Below are 16,724 nucleotides of genomic sequence, written 5' to 3'. Positions count from 1 at the left end.
GATTATTTTATAAAGTTTCGTCTTCCCCTCCTTTGGAGAGGGTTGGGGCGAGGATTTTAAAATTCAACACATAATAACTGCCAATTAGTGCTGGTAAAACGACATTCAGAAACCACATAAGGGTGGTTATAAAAATCACAATCCATTCGTTTACGCCAATAATTCCAAAGAAATAAACGGCTACACTTCCTTTTACGGCAAAATCCAAAAACTGAAAAGTAGGCAAGGAGGAAGCCAGAAAATAAACGCTTGTAATCGTGGAAATGGCTGTTAAATAAGGCAAGTCAACATCAAAAGCCAGAAACAAAAAGTAATATTGGTGCGAGAAAACCAGAAAACGACAAATCGCCAAAAAGATATTTTTTTGATGAATGGGTTTTGGAATTTCGTTAATCTTATCGATCAACCTTTCGATGGAATAGCCTTTAATATTTATTTTTTTCAAAGAAAATAAGATTCCAAATGCCAAAAAACAAATCCCAAAAATAATTATAACGGTTTTTGTGGTAATCACATTGTATTGTTGATTGAAATACAATAAACCAAAAACCCCAAAAATAACAGTCAAAATCATTTGGATTCCGTTGCAAATCAGGTTTAAAAAAATAACTTTTTTAGTTTCATTTTTCTCGAAAAAAAGTGCTTTTCCGGCATATTCGCCGAGGCCGTTTGGTGTAAACAGTCCGGCAGTCAGTGCACCAAGAACCTGTTTGGTTGCTTCGCCCAACGAAATTTTATGGATAAACCCAACCAAATTCTGCCATTTCAAGATTTCAAAAAATCGATTCAAAACACTAAGAAATAAAAGAAAGGCAATTCCGCTAACCGATTGGTTTTTCTTGAATAGAACAATAAATTTTTGCCAATCAAGTTTGTTGTTATTCGCCAATTGATCGTAAATAAAATAAAAGGCGCCACCTACAATCAAAAGTTTGATTAGAAGTACAAGGAATTGTTTAGTTTTGTGTGGAATTGAAATCATTGGTGCAAAGTAACAAAACTTTAAACTTTTAGACTTTAAACTTTAAACTAAATCATTGGCAAACGAACGCATCATATTAGGAATTGACCCCGGAACAACAATTATGGGTTTTGGATTGATCAAAATTGTCAATAAAAAAATGGAGTTTTTGCAATTGAATGAATTGCAATTGTCCAAATATGATAATCATTATCAAAAACTGAAAATCATTTTTGAACGTACTATCGAGTTAATCGACACCCACAATCCAGACGAAATTGCTATTGAAGCTCCTTTCTTTGGAAAAAATGTACAATCAATGTTGAAGTTAGGACGCGCACAAGGTGTAGCTATGGCAGCGGGACTTTCGAGAGATATTCCTATTACGGAATACGAACCCAAGAAGATAAAAATGGCAATTACGGGAAACGGAAATGCCAGCAAGGAACAAGTCGCTAAAATGCTGCAACAACTTTTAGGACTGAAAGAATTACCTAAAAACCTAGATAGTACCGATGGTTTGGCAGCAGCGGTTTGTCATTTTTTTAATTCAGGAAAAGTGGTGGGTGAGAAAAGTTATACCGGTTGGGATGCTTTTGTGAAGAATAATGCAGAACGAATAAAAAAGTGATCAATAATCAGTTTTTTTAGTATTCAGTCGTGTTGGGTATGGAAAGTAGTCAGTTTTCATATTTTTAATGTTCAGTAGTTTTAATTAAATTTGAGTATTGAGTTTTAAAAATGTAGATATGATATTTCAAGATTTATTGGCGTATAAAAAATCATTTGCATTAGCAATGAAGATTTTTGAAATAACAAAATCGTTTCCAAAGGAAGAAACCTATTCATTGACAGGTCAAATGCGACTTTCTTGAAGAAGTGTTCCCGTTATAAAGGCTGAATTATATATAAAGAGGATTTACCCTAAACTTTTTTAAAGTAATTTGAGTGATTCTGATGGGGAAAATTCAGAAACACAAGTACGACTAGAATTCGCATTTTCCTGTAAATATATTTCAGAAACTATTTATCAAGAACTAATTTCTGAAAGTTTAAAAATCGGAAAACTAATTAATTATATGATATTGAAACGGGAGAAATTTGGAGTTAAAAATGAATAATTTTTGTATCTGCTACTAAACACTGAAAAGCTGAACACACAACACTAAATTAATGAGCGGAATCTACATCCATATCCCATTTTGCAAGCAGGCATGTCATTACTGCGATTTTCATTTTTCGACTTCGATGAAGAAGAAAGAGGAGATGGTTTTGGCTATTGCCAAAGAAATTGAAATGCGCAAAAGCGAGTTTAAAAGCGAAACGGTAGAAACCATTTATTTCGGTGGAGGAACGCCTTCGGTTTTAACTTCTGAAGAGATTAATTTTCTGATTGCTGCAGTTTATAATAGCTATTCCGTTTCAGAAAATCCTGAAATCACGCTTGAAGCGAATCCTGATGATTTGTCAAGTGAACGGATAATTGAATTGTCTAAAAGTAAAATCAACAGGTTAAGCATTGGAATCCAGTCTTTCTTTGAAGACGATTTACAGCTTATGAATAGGGCTCATAATTCGGCGGAAGCCAAAAAATGCCTTGAAGTAGCCACCAAGTATTTCGACAATATTTCCCTTGATTTGATATATGGAATTCCGGGAATGAGCAATGAGAAATGGAAGCAAAATATAGAAACAGCATTGTCTTTCGGAATTCCGCACATTTCGAGTTATGCTTTGACGGTAGAACCCAAAACAGCTTTAAATAAACTCATTCAAACGGGAAAAATTGTCGCACCTAAAGATGAAGTTGCCCAAGAGCATTTTGCTATTTTGGTCGAAGCACTCGAAGCGAATGGATTTATCCATTATGAATTATCGAATTTTGGAAAAGAAAATTACTTCTCTAAAAACAATTCGGCGTACTGGTTGGGGAAAAAATACATAGGAATTGGTCCTTCGGCGCACAGTTATGATGGCGTTTCCAGAAGCTGGAATATTTCTAACAATTCTCTTTATTTAAAATCAATTCAAGAAAATAAACTACCAAACGAAATAGAAATCCTTTCGATTACGGATCGTTATAACGAATATATTATGACTGGTTTACGAACGATTTGGGGCGTTTCTTTAGATAGAATTGAGAGGGAATTCGGAAGCAAATATTTGGAATATTTGAACAAACAGACTCAGAAATTCCTTAATGATGATTTAGTTTTTATCGAAAACAATATCTTGAAACCAACACCGAAAGGAAAATTTTTGACAGATGGAATTGCATCAGATTTATTTTACTTAAATTTGGAATAGTTAAAATCCGCCACAAAGACACAAAGGCACAAAGAAATAAGTAAAGTTTGATTTGGAACTTTGCGCCTTAACGCCTTAGCGGCATAAAAAATAATTTGTGTTAGCAACAATCCAGCATAAAAACCAAGCCATTGAAGTCGATTTATCAAAACCTATTGATATTTCGATTCCGTTAACGAATACCGATGAAAATCCAATTGCTTGGTATATCGAGAAACCAGTCATAGAACCCGTTATTTTTGGGGATTGGATAGGGAAAGTTTCGGAAGGAAGATCTTCTACTAATTTCAATAATATTTTCTTCAATCCACACGGACATGGAACGCACACCGAATGTCTGGGGCATATTACAAGAGAATTTTACAGCATAAATCAGTCGTTAAAACAGTTTTTCTTTTTGGCAGAATTGGTTTCAATTCAACCGGAATTGCAAGGCGAAGATTTAGTGATTACTAAAAGTCAGATTGAAAAAGGGTTGAATGGTAAAAATCCAGAAGCTATTGTCATTAGGACCTTGCCAAATAGGAATGCTAAATTATCCAAAAAATATTCAAATACGAATCCGCCTTATCTAAAAGAAGATGCCGCGTTATTCATTCGCGAAAGTGGAATACAACATTTACTGATTGATTTGCCAAGTGTAGATAAAGAATATGATGAGGGAAAATTATTGGCACATAAAGCATTTTGGAATGTAAATGACGTTACTGTTTTGAATGCAGATGCAAGATTAGAATCTACAATTACAGAAATGATTTTTGTTCCGAATGAAGCAGAAGACGGAAGCTATTTGTTGAATCTGCAAATTGCTTCGTTTGAGAATGATGCAAGTCCGAGTAAACCCGTTCTTTATAATTTAAGATTTTTGAACGCGAAGTAATGAATGCAGATTTGTATCAAATAGCAAGAATTACTATTCTCAAATCAAAAATCATTTTATGAATTTAGAAATATAGTACGAATATTGTCTTTCTAAAAAAGGATTGACAGAACATTTTCCTTTTGATGAAGATACTTTATTTTTTAAAGTTGGTGGAAAAATGTTTGCATTATCATCTTTAAACCAATGAAAATAAGACAAGCCAGCAGATAATTTGAAATGCAATCCAGATCGTGATCAAGAATTGCGTGCGCAATATGATGCTATTAAGACTGGGTTTCAGAGGAGCAAAATTCATTGGAATACAATTGTGATTAACAAATCCGTTCAGGAGGTACGGATTAAGAAATTAGTGGATCATTCTTATGAATTAGTATTTAAAAGTTTAAGTACGAAAATACAATTGGAGCTTTAAAAAAGCGAATTCATTCCTCTAGACTTTATAATTGCTCTGTTATATTAATTAAATTTTTATCGAAAAATGGAGTTGTTTTACCTGAAATCTATCTACATTTAGCAATTACAATTCATATAGAGACAAATGGGCAAATTACTAAATATTTTATTAATTGAAGATGATGTAATTGAGGTAATGAAATTCAATCGAGTTTTGAGTACCTTAAATGTTAAACATAAAATTGTTGAAGCTAACAATGGAGAAGAAGCATTAACTATTCTGAAGGTTAAAGAAATTATCCCCGATATAATAATCTTAGATTTGAATATGCCAAAAATTAACGGAATGGAATTTTTAACCATCTTAAAAGCAGATGAATATTTAAAGTATATACCTGCGATAATTTTGACGACATCAAATAATCGAAAAGATGTTTTGGAATGTTACAAAATTGGCATTGCGGGTTATTTATTGAAACCTCTTAAATATGATGATTACATTGACAGAATAAAAGCACTAATAGAATATTGGAGTTATAATGAGTTAATATCGCAATAAAAATGTACGGAATTGTAAATAAAGCAATTGAAGAATTAGTTACAGTCCATTTTGGTGCGGATAAATGGGAGGCGATTTTACAGCGTAGTGGAATTGATATAGATTATTTTATAAGCAGTGAGCCCTATGATGATGCTATCACTTTTAAATTAGCTCAGGCAGTTTCTGAAGAGACAGGCATGACATTGAGTGCCGTTTTAATAGCTTTTGGAGAATGGTGGGTTTTAAAAACAACAAAAGATAAATATGGTGGATTAATGGAAGCGGGTGGAAATAATTTGAAAGAATTTTTAATAAACTTACCCCTTTTTCATAATCGAATAATGCTGATTTATCCAAAACTTACTCCGCCAGAATTCAGAATTAGTGATATTACAGAAAACAGCATTAATTTGCATTATTTTTCAAAAAGAGAGGGGCTTCAAGACTTTCTGCGTGGACTTCTTCAGGGATTAGGAATAATGTACCAAACTCCCGTTAAAATTAATTTAATTCAAACTAGAAACGAAGGTGGCTCACATGAAATTTTTAATATAATTTGGTAAAAAAGCATGGAAAATTTAAGATTTAATTTTGACGAAGATAGTTTCAATAAGTTATTTCCTTTTTACATTCTAATTGATTCTAATTTAAAAATAAAAGGATTTGGTAAAAGTTTAGCTAAGACTTTTCCATCAGTTAAATTAAATGATGATTTTTCTTCCACTTTTGAAGTTAAAACACACTTTGTTGAAAATCCAACTTTTGATGGAATAAAATCGATTTTTGATCAATTAGTCATTTTGCGGACAACTTCTGATACGGTTGATTTAAGAGGCCAATTTCAGGAGCACAACGACTGCATTTTATTTGTAGGATCTCCTTGGTTTATCTCTGTAAATCAAGTTAGCGAAAGAAAATTAACAATTCATGATTTCGCTTTTCACGACCCACTTATAGATCTTCTTCACGTTTTAAAGACGCAGGAAATAACTACCCAAGAATTAAAAGAATTATTAATTAAAATTAATAATCAAAAAAAAGATTTAAAAAATGATCAGGACGAGTTAAACAGGCTTTCACTTGTTGCAAGTGCTAATGAAAATGGAGTTGTTTTTACAAAACCTGATGGTGTGATTTTTTGGTGTAATGATGCTTATTTAAAATTGACAGGTTTTTCTAAAGGGGAAGTAATTGGAAGAACGCTTATTGAGGTTGGTAAATGCGAGTATACAAATAAGGAAGATTTAAAGAAAATGACTGGTCTATTTTTTAAAGGGGAAATGTTTGATGTAGAGTTGATTCACGGCCGAAAAGATAAAAGTTATTTTTGGACTAAAACAAAAGGCCAGCCAATTCTGGATTCAGTAGGAAATGTGATTCAGTATTTTGCAATGATTGAAGATATAACTGAAAAAAAGAATTCTAATTTTAAATTAGTTGAATCCGAAAACAGACTTTCATTATTTATTGTTAATCTTCAAACGGGTATAATTTTAGAAGATGAAAATAGAAAGCTTTTACTTGCAAATAAAAAATTCTGTACCATGTTTGATTTTGAAGGCGATCCGGATAATTTTATTGGGATAGACTGTTCTAATTCTGTAGAGGACTCAAAACGATTGTTTAAAAATCCTGATTTATATGTCGAAAGATTAAATAAAATATTCAAAAGCAATGAACCAGTTTATAATGAAGAATTAGAGCTTGTTGACGGTAGATTTTTTGAAAGAAGTTATATTCCAGTTTTTAGAGATGGTATTTATAAAGGTAATCTTAGGTCCTACGTTGATATTACGATAAAAAGAAAACATGAAGAACTAGTACGAAACGAAAAAGAGAAATACAGCAATATTATTGCTAATATGAACTTGGGCTTAATTGAGGTTGATGAAAACGATAGGATCACTTTAGCAAATCATAGTTTTTGTGAAATTAGCGGTTATACTTCAGCGGAGCTAATTGGAAAAAATGCATCAAGTACATTTCTATCCGAAGAAAATAAAGTGCTTATTGAAAATAAAAATGAATTGCGAACTCGAGGGGTGACAGATTCTTATGAGGTACAAGTAAAAAACAAAAAAGGAGAAAAAAGGCATTGGTTAATAAGTGGCGCACCAAATTATAATATTAATGGAAAAATTATTGGTTCAATAGGTATTCATCTAGACATAACGGAACAAAAAGAGCAGGAAGAAAGGCTCTATTTACTCTCCCTAATTGCTGAAAAAAATATAAATTCAGTTGTAATTTCTGATGTAGAGGGTAGGATTGAGTGGGTTAATTCCAGTTTTGAAAAAATTTCGGGCTACACTAAAAAAGAATTAGTTGGAGTTAATCCACAGTTCCTTTTACAAGGAGTAGAAACAGATCCTGAAACCACTGATTACTTAAAAAATCAAATTAGTAAAGGGCAACCCTTTAAATGTGAGATTTTAAATTATTCCAAATCAGGTGAAAAATATTGGGTAAAAATTCAAGGGCAGGCTTTATATAATAAAAAGGGAGAGATAGTTCGGTTTTTTTCTATAGAAGAAAATATTTCCGACAAAAAATTATTAGAAAATCAAAGGGAAGAATTACTAGAGAGTTTAGCAAAAACTAACAAAGAACTGGAAGATTATGCCCAAATAGTTTCACATGACTTAAAATCGCCTTTACGAAGTATTCATTCTTTGATTTCATGGATAAAAGAGGATAGTGATAGAGAATTTAGTGATCAAACCTTAAAATATTTTTCTATGATTGAAAATAAAGTAGAAAAAATGGATCATTTAATTGAAGGGATATTGACCTATTCAAAAATTGATAAAGAGGAGATGGTTAAAGAAAATGTAAACACGCACCAAATTATACAAAGTATCGTTGATATTATTCATATTCCAAAACATATCACGATAACAATAAAAAACAAATTGCCAGTAATAAAAGCGGATCGTTATAGAATTCATCAATTATTTCAGAATATCATAGGGAATGCCGTTAATTATATTGAAAGAGAAACTGGTTTAGTCGAAATAACTTCGGAAGAATTTGATAATCATTATGTTTTTTCTGTCAAAGATAATGGTGTTGGAATTGCAAAAGAACATCACAAAAAAATATTTAATACTTTTCAAGCTTATACAAAAAGTGAGGATTCAACAGGGTTGGGCCTTGCTATTGTTAAGAAAGTAATCGACACTTATAATGGTGAGATTTGGATTGAGAGTGAATTAGGAGAAGGTTCAACCTTTTTTCTCAAACTTAATAAGTAGATTATGAAAATTATTTAGGCTTCGAAATTTAAAGATCAAGAATGGAAATATCTACAGGAAAAATCAATATTAAAAAACCGTTTGATTTTAGTTTTTGGGAATAGCTATAGAATTTGAAAAAAGTTCTTTTCTAGTTGAAAGACAAAATATTCTAGACAACGATAAAAATGCTAAAACAGTAGAGGAAGTACTGTTTAATGAAATTCCAAAAGAGAACTAAAACACTTATTTGTTTTGTCTGAAGGAAGTTTCGTAATTGAAAGTTCTTAATAAGAGGCTTAGAAATCGATGTTGATTTTCAAGTTTCTATAACGGTTGCACCGTGTCGTGGTAATGCAAGATTTGAAAAAAAAGTTGCATCTTACAAAGAAAATCCAAAAGTAGGTGAAGTCGTTTTAATAGGTTTTTATGGCGAAACACTAGAAATAATTTACTCGAGTTTCGGCGGTTGGATTCCATTTGGACCAGTGAGAATTATTACAAAATTAGATTCAAAAATTCTTTACGAAATTGCTGGACAGCCAGCACTTAACTTGTATAAATAATACTTGGGAGATAATGCAAGTGCATTACCACAAGCTTCTTTATTATTTCCATTAAATGTAACTGAGGAGGGAAAAAAAGAACCTGTGGTAAGAACTATTTTGAATATTAATAATGATAATCGATCCATCATTTTAGCAGGTGATGTGCCAAAGAATTCAAAAGTTCAATTGATGATGGCATCTTTGGACGAAATAGCGGAAGGAGCAAAAACAGCAGCTGAATTTGCAATTAAAAACAGGAAAAATAATCCGGAATTAGCAATCTTAGTAAGTTGTGTACAAAGAAAATTAGCAATGAACCAAAGAGTAGAAGAGGGATTTAAGCAAGTTCTGGAGGTTATTAGGGAATAAATTCCTGTGAAAGGATTTTATTCCTACGGTGAGATTGCGCCTTTTAATGAAGGCATTTCTTGTGAACTTCACAATCAAACGATGACCCTAACTCTAATTAGCGAATAATGAATTCATTATTAAAAAGAGAAATTGATAATAAACGTAAAGCAGGGCTGAATGATTTAGATATTTTTTTAATTTAATTAGTAATTCCTTTGAAAATTATGAAAATCAGATATTTTTGCTGCAAAATGCAATGAAAATTAGTTCTGATGAACTTTTTGCTGCCAATCAAAAATTAAGGGATAGGGCTTTCTATTGTTAAAAAAATTATAGATTTTTACAACGGATAAATTTGGCTCGAAAGTCAACAAGGGATAGGTATAACTTTTTATTTTACAATAGCAAAAAAACGATGGAACATCCTAATCTAAACTATATAGATGAATTGTCAGGAGATAATCTTGAATTCAAAACGAAATTAATTGGTATTCTTAAAAATGAACTTCCAAAGGAAGTAAAAGACTACTCAGAACAAATGGGAAACGCCAATTTTTACCAGGCTTCGCAGTTAGTTCATAAACTAAAACATAAAATATCTATACTTGGTTTAGAAAAAAGTTATTATATTGCTGAAGAATATGAAGTTAATCTAAAAAATAACTCAACAAATCTGGATGCTGATTTTAAAAATATTTTAAAAATCATGCAAGAGTTTGTAAACTGTTTGTAACAACGCTTACCGTATGAATTGCATTATTATTGATGACGAAGAGATGGCGAGAGCGATTATGACTCAGAAGATCAGTCTATATCAGGAACTTAAACTAATTCAAGAATTTCCCAATGCCATTCAGGCTATAAAATTCTTGAATCATAATGAGGTTGATTTAATTTTTTTAGACATTCATATGCCTGATTTTACGGGCTTTGATTTTATCCAAAGTTTAAAAAATCCTCCGAAAGTAATTTTAGTTACCTCCGACAAAAATTTTGCTTTCGAAGCTTTTGAGTATGAATGTATAGTAGATTATTTAGTAAAGCCTATTACTGAAGATCGTTTTCAAAAAGCAATTCAAAAAGCAAGTTCTAATAAAAACACTTTCAAAGCAACAGAAATAAAACCAATAATCGAGGACAACGTAAATGAATTTTACATTAATATCGATCGTAGACTGATAAAAATAGACATAGCATCCATAAATATAGTAGAAGCCAAAGGAGATTATATCCATATAAAAACAGAAAATAAAAATTATATTGTTCACTCTACCCTTAAAAAAATTGAAGATAAATTATCTAAAGATTTATTTTTAAAAGTACATCGCTCCTTTATAATTAATACCAATAAAATTATCGATATTAAGGATAACAGTGTGCTAATAGCAAAGGATGTGATTCCTGTAAGTCGCGCCAATAGACCAGAATTAATGAAGAGATTAAATTTGTTGTAATCAGTTCGTCGTCACAAATTTGTATTTGAACTATAGATACTGCGAAATAAACTGATAAATAAATTTAACTTAGATTTAATTCAGTAATTGCGGAAAATAATTTTAGATATTTTAAAGGCAAAATACATGATGAACTCTACACAATATAAAAATAAAAATTTATTTTTAGGTTTTATTGGTTTTATTTCTTTTTTATTGATTTTTGGATTTGAAAGTAAAGTAAATGCTCAAACCAAGCCTAGTTTTGGAACAGCTGGTAAATTTGTCCTTTTTTCTGGAAATGGCGCAATATCAAACACGGGCACTTCTACTTTAAAAGGAAAAGTTGGAGCAAATATTGGTGCGATCTCCGGTTTTGAATCACCTACAACTATAGACGGAACAATAGAAAATGTCAATACAGTTACCGCACAAGCTGCTTCAGATTTAAATGCAGCCTGCGTTCAACTTCAAAATACAGTGGCAACAATCACGAATCACAGCACTATTTATGGAAATGGAGAAACTCTTGTCCCAGGCGTTTATTCTGCAGGAGCAGCCGCATCTATTATTGGATCTCTTACATTAGATGCTCGCGGAAATCCAAACGCTTTATTTATTTTTAAAATAGGAGGAGCTCTTTCAGCAGCTGCCAATACAGCTATTATTTTGACGAATGGTGCGGTAGCTGCAAATGTTATTTGGCTTGCAAACGGAGCAGTTGCTATGGGTGCAGGAACTACAATGAATGGTATCTTAATAGGATATGATGGAGCTGTTTCTATGGGAGCAGGCAGTACATTAAACGGAAGCTTATATTCAAATGTTGGGGCCGTTTCCGTTTATGAAACAAAAGCGACAATTTCTCCAGCGAGTTCGTCTTATAATTTTTTAGGCAACTACACTACAGATGGTACACCACAGTATTTTGCTACAAGCGATATTGTCAGCACAGAATCAATTAATCTAATTAAAAATTCTTTGCCAGAAAATTATCCTGTTCCAACGTATAATCCTCAATATCTTTTTTCTGAATATGATACGGAGCTACTGTTAAAAAAAAATGCGGATGTATGGGTAACATTTGTTTCCGAAGATACAGCATATAAAAATGTTTTAGGATTTTATACCTACGATATTAATAATCCCCCAACGGTAGCTCCAAGTGCAACTGACATTACAATTGTTTTTCCTAATGTTTCAGCTGCGGGAAGCGGTGGTAGTTTATTGACTGGAAACAAAGTCAAAATTGGAAATTTTGATGCAGGAACAGGAATAGGATGGGTACTTTTGGCTAATGGATGGGATGATACTCATGTGACTGATGGATTGTCGAGATTATTTTCTAATCCAAATTTTAATCCAGAGGCCCACTCAAATTTAAGACAACATAACGTACTCTTGAAAGACGCAGAAAATCAAAGAATAATTCTAGGATTCGAGGATATAAGAAGAGATAATTCTTCTTGTGACAACGATTTCAATGACGCTGTTTTTTACGTTTCAGCAGCTCCATTTGAATCTTTCGATACCAATAATGTTGCGGATGTAAGCAGTGCCACTGATGTTTCTTCGGCTAATAATGGAGGTTTAGAGAGCAATGGAGATTTAGCGACACTTATCGCTAAAAGAAACTTTAATAGAATAAAATCAAATAGCTTTGCTGATAAAAAAGAGTTGCAAAAGAAATTTTTTGCGGTTGCTAATTTAACTGGTAAAACAACAGTAACAGATTTTGCAAGTTTACTTCCTATTACCGGAATGTATGGAACTGAAACAACTTATGTTTCAAGTCCAAAAGATTTACTGGGAATCACAAATGCAAAACAAGTATATTCAGTCGATTACTATCAAGGCGCTAGTCGTGTTGCAGCAGTATTAGCAACAGAAACAATTGGAGGTATTTACAGTCATTCAAAAGCGATTTGTGATCGTTTAAATAGTTCTTCTCTAGAGGATATTAGAACGGTTAATCTAAATGGTTATGAAATCATAATGGTAAAATTAAAAAGAGCCAATGGATTAGTTGAATATGCCTTGAATTTTTCTATGCAACAATTACCTACAGAAAATAAATTACATAGTTACTGGAATTTAGCTCAGTATCCGTCTGGGGATTATCTTAATTTTCAAATTTGGGGTTCTTCGATGGGACAGGTAAGTAGCATTGCTAATAGTATTTTGGCAAAATTTACTTCAAAAGGAATTGTTAGCGCCGATGTAGTTAGTAACAGAATTCCAAGTGTTTTTGTAAAAAAAGGATTTTATAAAAATGGTCAATTGCATCTTTCTTTAATTAATAAAACGGGTGCTTCAAAGGTGCTTTTCGAAGGAAATAAAAAAACAACTGAATTAGCGGCAACAGAGTTTGTATCTCAAAACATAAACTTATCAGGTTCTTACGAACAAGATGTAATAACAGACTTAGGCGGTATATTTGATATTGGTTTCTCTGTATTAGGAAATAAATCAGCCCAAATAGATGCATTGTATTTAGCAGACGGTCCGTGGGGATTGGATTATTCTAAACTAGAAACTACAATTTCATCATTTAAAATTGATAGTAGCGTAAATACTGCTATTGCGAGCGACCAATATGCAATAGAACGAAATGCTGCTGTTAGTGGAACTGTTTATGGGACCATGAATTTATTTAGAAATATTCTTCCAGGAGAATTAGTTTTTGATGCAAATGGATTTACTGCAATAGGTTTTAAAATTCAAAATTCATTGCCTGTTGAGGTAATTCTGGTAACAGATAATACAACAGACTGGAATGATAGATTACGTTTTCAGATTTCGGCAAATTCAACTATTTCAGAGATGAATGTTCTTTTTAATAAGTTTAGTAATCCAAAAGGGCAAAAATACAATAACGAAAAAATTAAAGGACTTGTTTTCTCTGTCCAAGGAAATTATAGCGGTTTTCAACCTTTTGAGATCAATGTATCGCACTTAGCTTTTAAAAATGCAGGTTCTTTAAGCACTGTTGGTTTTGCAAATGAATTTGGTAAGAATATGTACAATTATCCTAATCCATGCCAACTTTTTACTACGCTAGTCTTACCTAAAATAACACAAAGTGCAAGTGTAAAAGTGATGGATATTTCTGGAAGAATTCTGATCACAAAAGAGTATAAAACGATACCATCTAATAATGAAATACAAGTACCATTAGATAATTTAGGCAAAGGGTTGTACCTATTAATTGTCAAAACAAAAGAAAATGAAACATTACAAACCAAATTTATGATTAACTAAGAATGCCACAACGAACTGCGAAGCGATCCAACTGGGTCGCTTTTTTTTGGTCAATAATTTTAGGTTATTGCTTTATTAATTACAAAAAACGAGATTGCATGGTTGTAAATAGTGTTTAGAAATCTTCTACCAAAACCACTGGGTGTAATTCTTTGAAGTAAATTTTTTTCATCAACCACTAACAATGTCAAATTTAGTAAAAAAATAATTTAGAGTTTTTCAGGTTAAAAATTCTTTGAATTGTAATTAAGAAAAAAATCTGGAGTTGATAGAAAAAAAATTTAATTTAGTGGTAGTTTCTATTAGTTTAGTTTTTAGAAAATCAAGAAAACGTATAGAAACTTTAGTCTCTTAATTGTGTGACTAATTTATGATCAGAAGAAATTTTGCAAGGTTTTTTCGGGGCTTTAAAACTAGAATTTTGGATAGAATAACCGCGTTAACTTTAGAACCATTTATCAATAAATTCATTTTTGACAGGCCAATAAATAATATTAAAACACAAATAAATTAATTACTCCTAACAAGTTATTTTAATTATTAACGATGAAATAATTATGTGACTTTTAGCAATTTTAAGTATTGCAAAAAAAAAGAGATTACCTAAATTGGCAACCTCTTTTTGGTTTAAAATAGTTTGGTAATATATGATTATTGTAATTTGAAAACAGGTTTGTCAAATAAATTCCATTTTAAGCGAAGTCCCATTTCGGTGTAGGTAAATCCAGCAACAGATACAGAAGCTATATTACTTCGTCCTCCATAAATATTGGCTAATAATCGATCAGAGAATTTGTAGCCAAAACGAGCTTGAATTCTGTAAGTAAGTTGCTTGTCATTATCTTCTATAAATTGATATCCTACCGCGGCATTTACATTATAAAACCAGCTTTTATTTACTGCTGTTTTTTCGTCCTTTAAAAAATCAATAAAGATTTCAAAAGCATTAAATTTCTTGGGACTAAAATAAACGGTGGGCACCTGATCTTTAAAAGAGATGAATTGATAATTAAATCCGCCTTTTAAAACGGGCTGCGACATGAAATTATAATACAGGGAGGTGAATAATAAGTTTCTAGTATTATTGTCTGTTTGAGTGGTGTAAAAATACTGAGTAAACCAACCTAAATTAAAGTTACTGCCAATATTGTAATTCAAATAATAATTGTTTGTTGCAATCTGTTTGTCAATTAAATCGGTATTGAAATTTTGTAAATCACGTTTGTATCCTATTTCTAAATCTTGCAATTTAAATGGTTTTGTTTTGAAATAAAGGTTAATCAAAGATTGTGTGTATTTAACGGCTGTCGAATTCGCTGATGTAATACCCGCTTCCAAATTAAAATTAATTTTTGGATGAAACTTATATCCAACTCCTATTAGCACATCATTTGTATTTGCTTTAACATTAGTTATTTTATTACCGGTTTTTCTATATTGATAGGTTGTATTTATGGACCATTTTGTAGATAAGGGAAAAATTATATTAGTTCGAGAACTAATTGCCGTGTTATTACCATTGTCAAAGGAATAGCTAAGTTTCTCTTCTAAAGTTGGAGTATGCTCTTCCTTTATTTTTTTCAAGAAGTTTTCGGCATCATTTTGATTTTTGAAAATTTCCAAGGTTTTAGTAACAGCATTTAATGAATTAGACACTTCGCCAGATGCATAGTATGCATTAGCAATTCCAAGATTTCCATCAAAAGATTTCGAATCATTTCCTAATATAGCAGAGTAATATTTGATACTTTCTTTAAAATCACTTCGGTAAATAGCTAAAGTTGCGGATAGGGCCAGCAACCAATTTTCATTAGCATATTTAGTGTTTAATTCACTTATTTTTTGTTCAGCCAGTTTGTATTTTTTATTCCAAATCAAAGCCTGTACATAGCGTTCCTGCGTTTGTTTAATTAAATTTGCATCGGTGCTGCTTTTGGCTTTTTGGGTTGCTTCTTCAACTAAAGTTAAAGCTTTTTTGTCTTTTCCATCTATATGTTCAATCAATGATAACCCATTTAATGCAACTATTGGGTCATTTTTTGCAATAAGAGAATAGTTTTTTTTTCCTTCAGCAATATTCTTAGTAATTAGAAATAAATTGGCTTTGTTTAAGAGTGTTTCTTTATCATTTGGGAAATCGATTAAAATTTCATCATAAAAGGTTTCGGCTTCGCTATATAATTTTTCATTTACTTTATGATTGGCATATCCTAATTTTATATATTTTCTGGAAACTAATGCCCCAGGGTTTGCGGGAGAAATTTCTAAAGCTCGATTTACATAAAATAGTGCCTCTTTGAATTCTTTTAAATTAGAGAGCGTATTTGCATAGCCAAGATGGGCCACAAAATTAGTTGTGTTTTTTTGAACCAAAAGGCTGTAGAATGCTTTAGCTTCAACAAATTTTTTGTTCCAAAGTAAGGATTCTGCATAATTCAATTCGATTTCTAAATCACCAGGATATTCTTTTTTTAGATTGATAAAAAGAGTTAAAGCTTTTTCGGGTTGACTGTTTAGACCAATTGCTCTGGCATAACAAAGTTGTGCTGTCTTGTTTTGGGGATAGGATTTTAAAATATCTTCAAAAAACATCTCGGCTTTGTCAAATTCTCCTTTTTCAAGATGGCTAAAACCTCTATTCATATCTTGAGCGCTACTGATAAAACCGCAACAAATCAAGATAATAAAAACTAATTTTTTTAATAATTTCATTCGGTATTATTCTTTAATAATTTCAGCGCAAGTTAGGATAAAGGGATCATATTTGAACGATAGTAAAATGTTTTTCACCGAACAAATATCTGATTTCAAAG

13 protein-coding genes and 4 pseudogenes are annotated in these 16,724 nt (G+C 31.6%); 15 read left to right on the top strand and 2 right to left on the bottom strand.

Going from position 1 to position 16,724, the window contains the following annotated elements; all coding sequences use genetic code 11:
• Positions 1-7: 7 nt before the first annotated feature.
• Positions 8-982 (bottom strand): hypothetical protein, encoded by a 975-nt coding sequence (locus tag C4S35_RS00860; RefSeq protein WP_103998356.1) that lies wholly within the window; start codon positions 980-982, stop codon positions 8-10.
• Positions 983-1,037: 55 nt separating this feature from the next.
• On the opposite strand from C4S35_RS00860, the gene ruvC reads away from it, so the two are divergent.
• The 15 genes and pseudogenes from ruvC to C4S35_RS00795 form a co-directional block, all read left to right on the top strand.
• Entirely contained in the window at positions 1,038-1,592 is a 555-nt protein-coding gene (gene ruvC, locus C4S35_RS00855; RefSeq protein WP_103998355.1) for a crossover junction endodeoxyribonuclease RuvC, read from the top strand.
• Between the two features lie 118 nt (positions 1,593-1,710).
• Positions 1,711-2,082 (top strand): annotated as a pseudogene (locus C4S35_RS00850) (four helix bundle protein).
• A gap of 52 nt (positions 2,083-2,134) precedes the next feature.
• Complete coding sequence (hemW, locus tag C4S35_RS00845; RefSeq protein WP_103998354.1) at positions 2,135-3,268, top strand: radical SAM family heme chaperone HemW; 1,134 nt, start codon at positions 2,135-2,137, stop codon at positions 3,266-3,268.
• Between the two features lie 97 nt (positions 3,269-3,365).
• Positions 3,366-4,148 (top strand): cyclase family protein, encoded by a 783-nt coding sequence (locus C4S35_RS00840; RefSeq protein WP_103998353.1) that lies wholly within the window; start codon positions 3,366-3,368, stop codon positions 4,146-4,148.
• Between the two features lie 103 nt (positions 4,149-4,251).
• Positions 4,252-4,563, top strand: a pseudogene (locus C4S35_RS00835) (MmcQ/YjbR family DNA-binding protein).
• Between the two features lie 126 nt (positions 4,564-4,689).
• On the top strand, positions 4,690-5,103 hold the full coding sequence (locus C4S35_RS00830) for a response regulator (RefSeq protein ID WP_103998352.1): 414 nt from the start codon (positions 4,690-4,692) through the stop codon (positions 5,101-5,103).
• A gap of 2 nt (positions 5,104-5,105) precedes the next feature.
• Complete coding sequence (locus C4S35_RS00825) at positions 5,106-5,648, top strand: heme NO-binding domain-containing protein (RefSeq protein ID WP_103998351.1); 543 nt, start codon at positions 5,106-5,108, stop codon at positions 5,646-5,648.
• A gap of 6 nt (positions 5,649-5,654) precedes the next feature.
• Positions 5,655-8,339 (top strand): PAS domain S-box protein, encoded by a 2,685-nt coding sequence (locus C4S35_RS00820; protein ID WP_103998350.1) that lies wholly within the window; start codon positions 5,655-5,657, stop codon positions 8,337-8,339.
• A gap of 269 nt (positions 8,340-8,608) precedes the next feature.
• On the top strand, positions 8,609-8,884 hold the full coding sequence (locus tag C4S35_RS16240) for an FIST N-terminal domain-containing protein (protein WP_341865116.1): 276 nt from the start codon (positions 8,609-8,611) through the stop codon (positions 8,882-8,884).
• Positions 8,885-8,887: 3 nt separating this feature from the next.
• Complete coding sequence (locus C4S35_RS15890) at positions 8,888-9,235, top strand: FIST C-terminal domain-containing protein (RefSeq protein ID WP_244175167.1); 348 nt, start codon at positions 8,888-8,890, stop codon at positions 9,233-9,235.
• A gap of 284 nt (positions 9,236-9,519) precedes the next feature.
• A pseudogene (locus C4S35_RS16285) lies at positions 9,520-9,651 on the top strand (ATP-binding protein); the annotation flags it as partial.
• The gene (locus C4S35_RS00810) at positions 9,633-9,950 is read left to right on the top strand and encodes a histidine kinase (RefSeq protein ID WP_103998349.1); all 318 of its coding nucleotides are present in this window, start codon (positions 9,633-9,635) and stop codon (positions 9,948-9,950) included. The pseudogene C4S35_RS16285 and the gene C4S35_RS00810, both read left to right, overlap by 19 nt.
• A 13-nt stretch (positions 9,951-9,963) precedes the next feature.
• Positions 9,964-10,671, top strand: a complete 708-nt coding sequence (locus C4S35_RS00805) for a LytR/AlgR family response regulator transcription factor (RefSeq protein WP_103998348.1) — start codon at positions 9,964-9,966, stop codon at positions 10,669-10,671.
• A gap of 126 nt (positions 10,672-10,797) precedes the next feature.
• Positions 10,798-13,911 (top strand): ice-binding family protein, encoded by a 3,114-nt coding sequence (locus tag C4S35_RS00800; protein ID WP_103998347.1) that lies wholly within the window; start codon positions 10,798-10,800, stop codon positions 13,909-13,911.
• A 310-nt stretch (positions 13,912-14,221) separates the two neighbouring features.
• A pseudogene (locus C4S35_RS00795) lies at positions 14,222-14,425 on the top strand (IS982 family transposase); the annotation flags it as partial.
• Positions 14,426-14,562: 137 nt separating this feature from the next.
• On the opposite strand, the gene C4S35_RS00790 reads toward C4S35_RS00795, so the two are convergent.
• Complete coding sequence (locus C4S35_RS00790; RefSeq protein WP_103998346.1) at positions 14,563-16,623, bottom strand: tetratricopeptide repeat protein; 2,061 nt, start codon at positions 16,621-16,623, stop codon at positions 14,563-14,565.
• Positions 16,624-16,724: the final 101 nt, after the last annotated feature.

This window comes from Flavobacterium urumqiense (assembly GCF_900108015.1).
In the GTDB taxonomy this organism is placed as follows: domain Bacteria; phylum Bacteroidota; class Bacteroidia; order Flavobacteriales; family Flavobacteriaceae; genus Flavobacterium; species Flavobacterium urumqiense.
The sequence above is the reverse complement of the archived record's forward strand: the minus strand, read 5'-3'. Positions and strand labels throughout refer to the sequence as shown.

Coding starts and splice junctions, on each gene's coding strand:
- C4S35_RS00860 (WP_103998356.1), bottom strand. CDS start 982: ATGATTTCAATTCCACACAAAACTAAACAATTCCTTGTACTTCTAATC.
- hemW (WP_103998354.1), top strand. CDS start 2,135: ATGAGCGGAATCTACATCCATATCCCATTTTGCAAGCAGGCATGTCAT.
- C4S35_RS00830 (WP_103998352.1), top strand. CDS start 4,690: ATGGGCAAATTACTAAATATTTTATTAATTGAAGATGATGTAATTGAG.
- C4S35_RS00825 (WP_103998351.1), top strand. CDS start 5,106: ATGTACGGAATTGTAAATAAAGCAATTGAAGAATTAGTTACAGTCCAT.
- C4S35_RS00820 (WP_103998350.1), top strand. CDS start 5,655: ATGGAAAATTTAAGATTTAATTTTGACGAAGATAGTTTCAATAAGTTA.
- C4S35_RS00810 (WP_103998349.1), top strand. CDS start 9,633: ATGGAACATCCTAATCTAAACTATATAGATGAATTGTCAGGAGATAAT.
- C4S35_RS00805 (WP_103998348.1), top strand. CDS start 9,964: ATGAATTGCATTATTATTGATGACGAAGAGATGGCGAGAGCGATTATG.
- C4S35_RS00800 (WP_103998347.1), top strand. CDS start 10,798: ATGATGAACTCTACACAATATAAAAATAAAAATTTATTTTTAGGTTTT.
- C4S35_RS00790 (WP_103998346.1), bottom strand. CDS start 16,623: ATGAAATTATTAAAAAAATTAGTTTTTATTATCTTGATTTGTTGCGGT.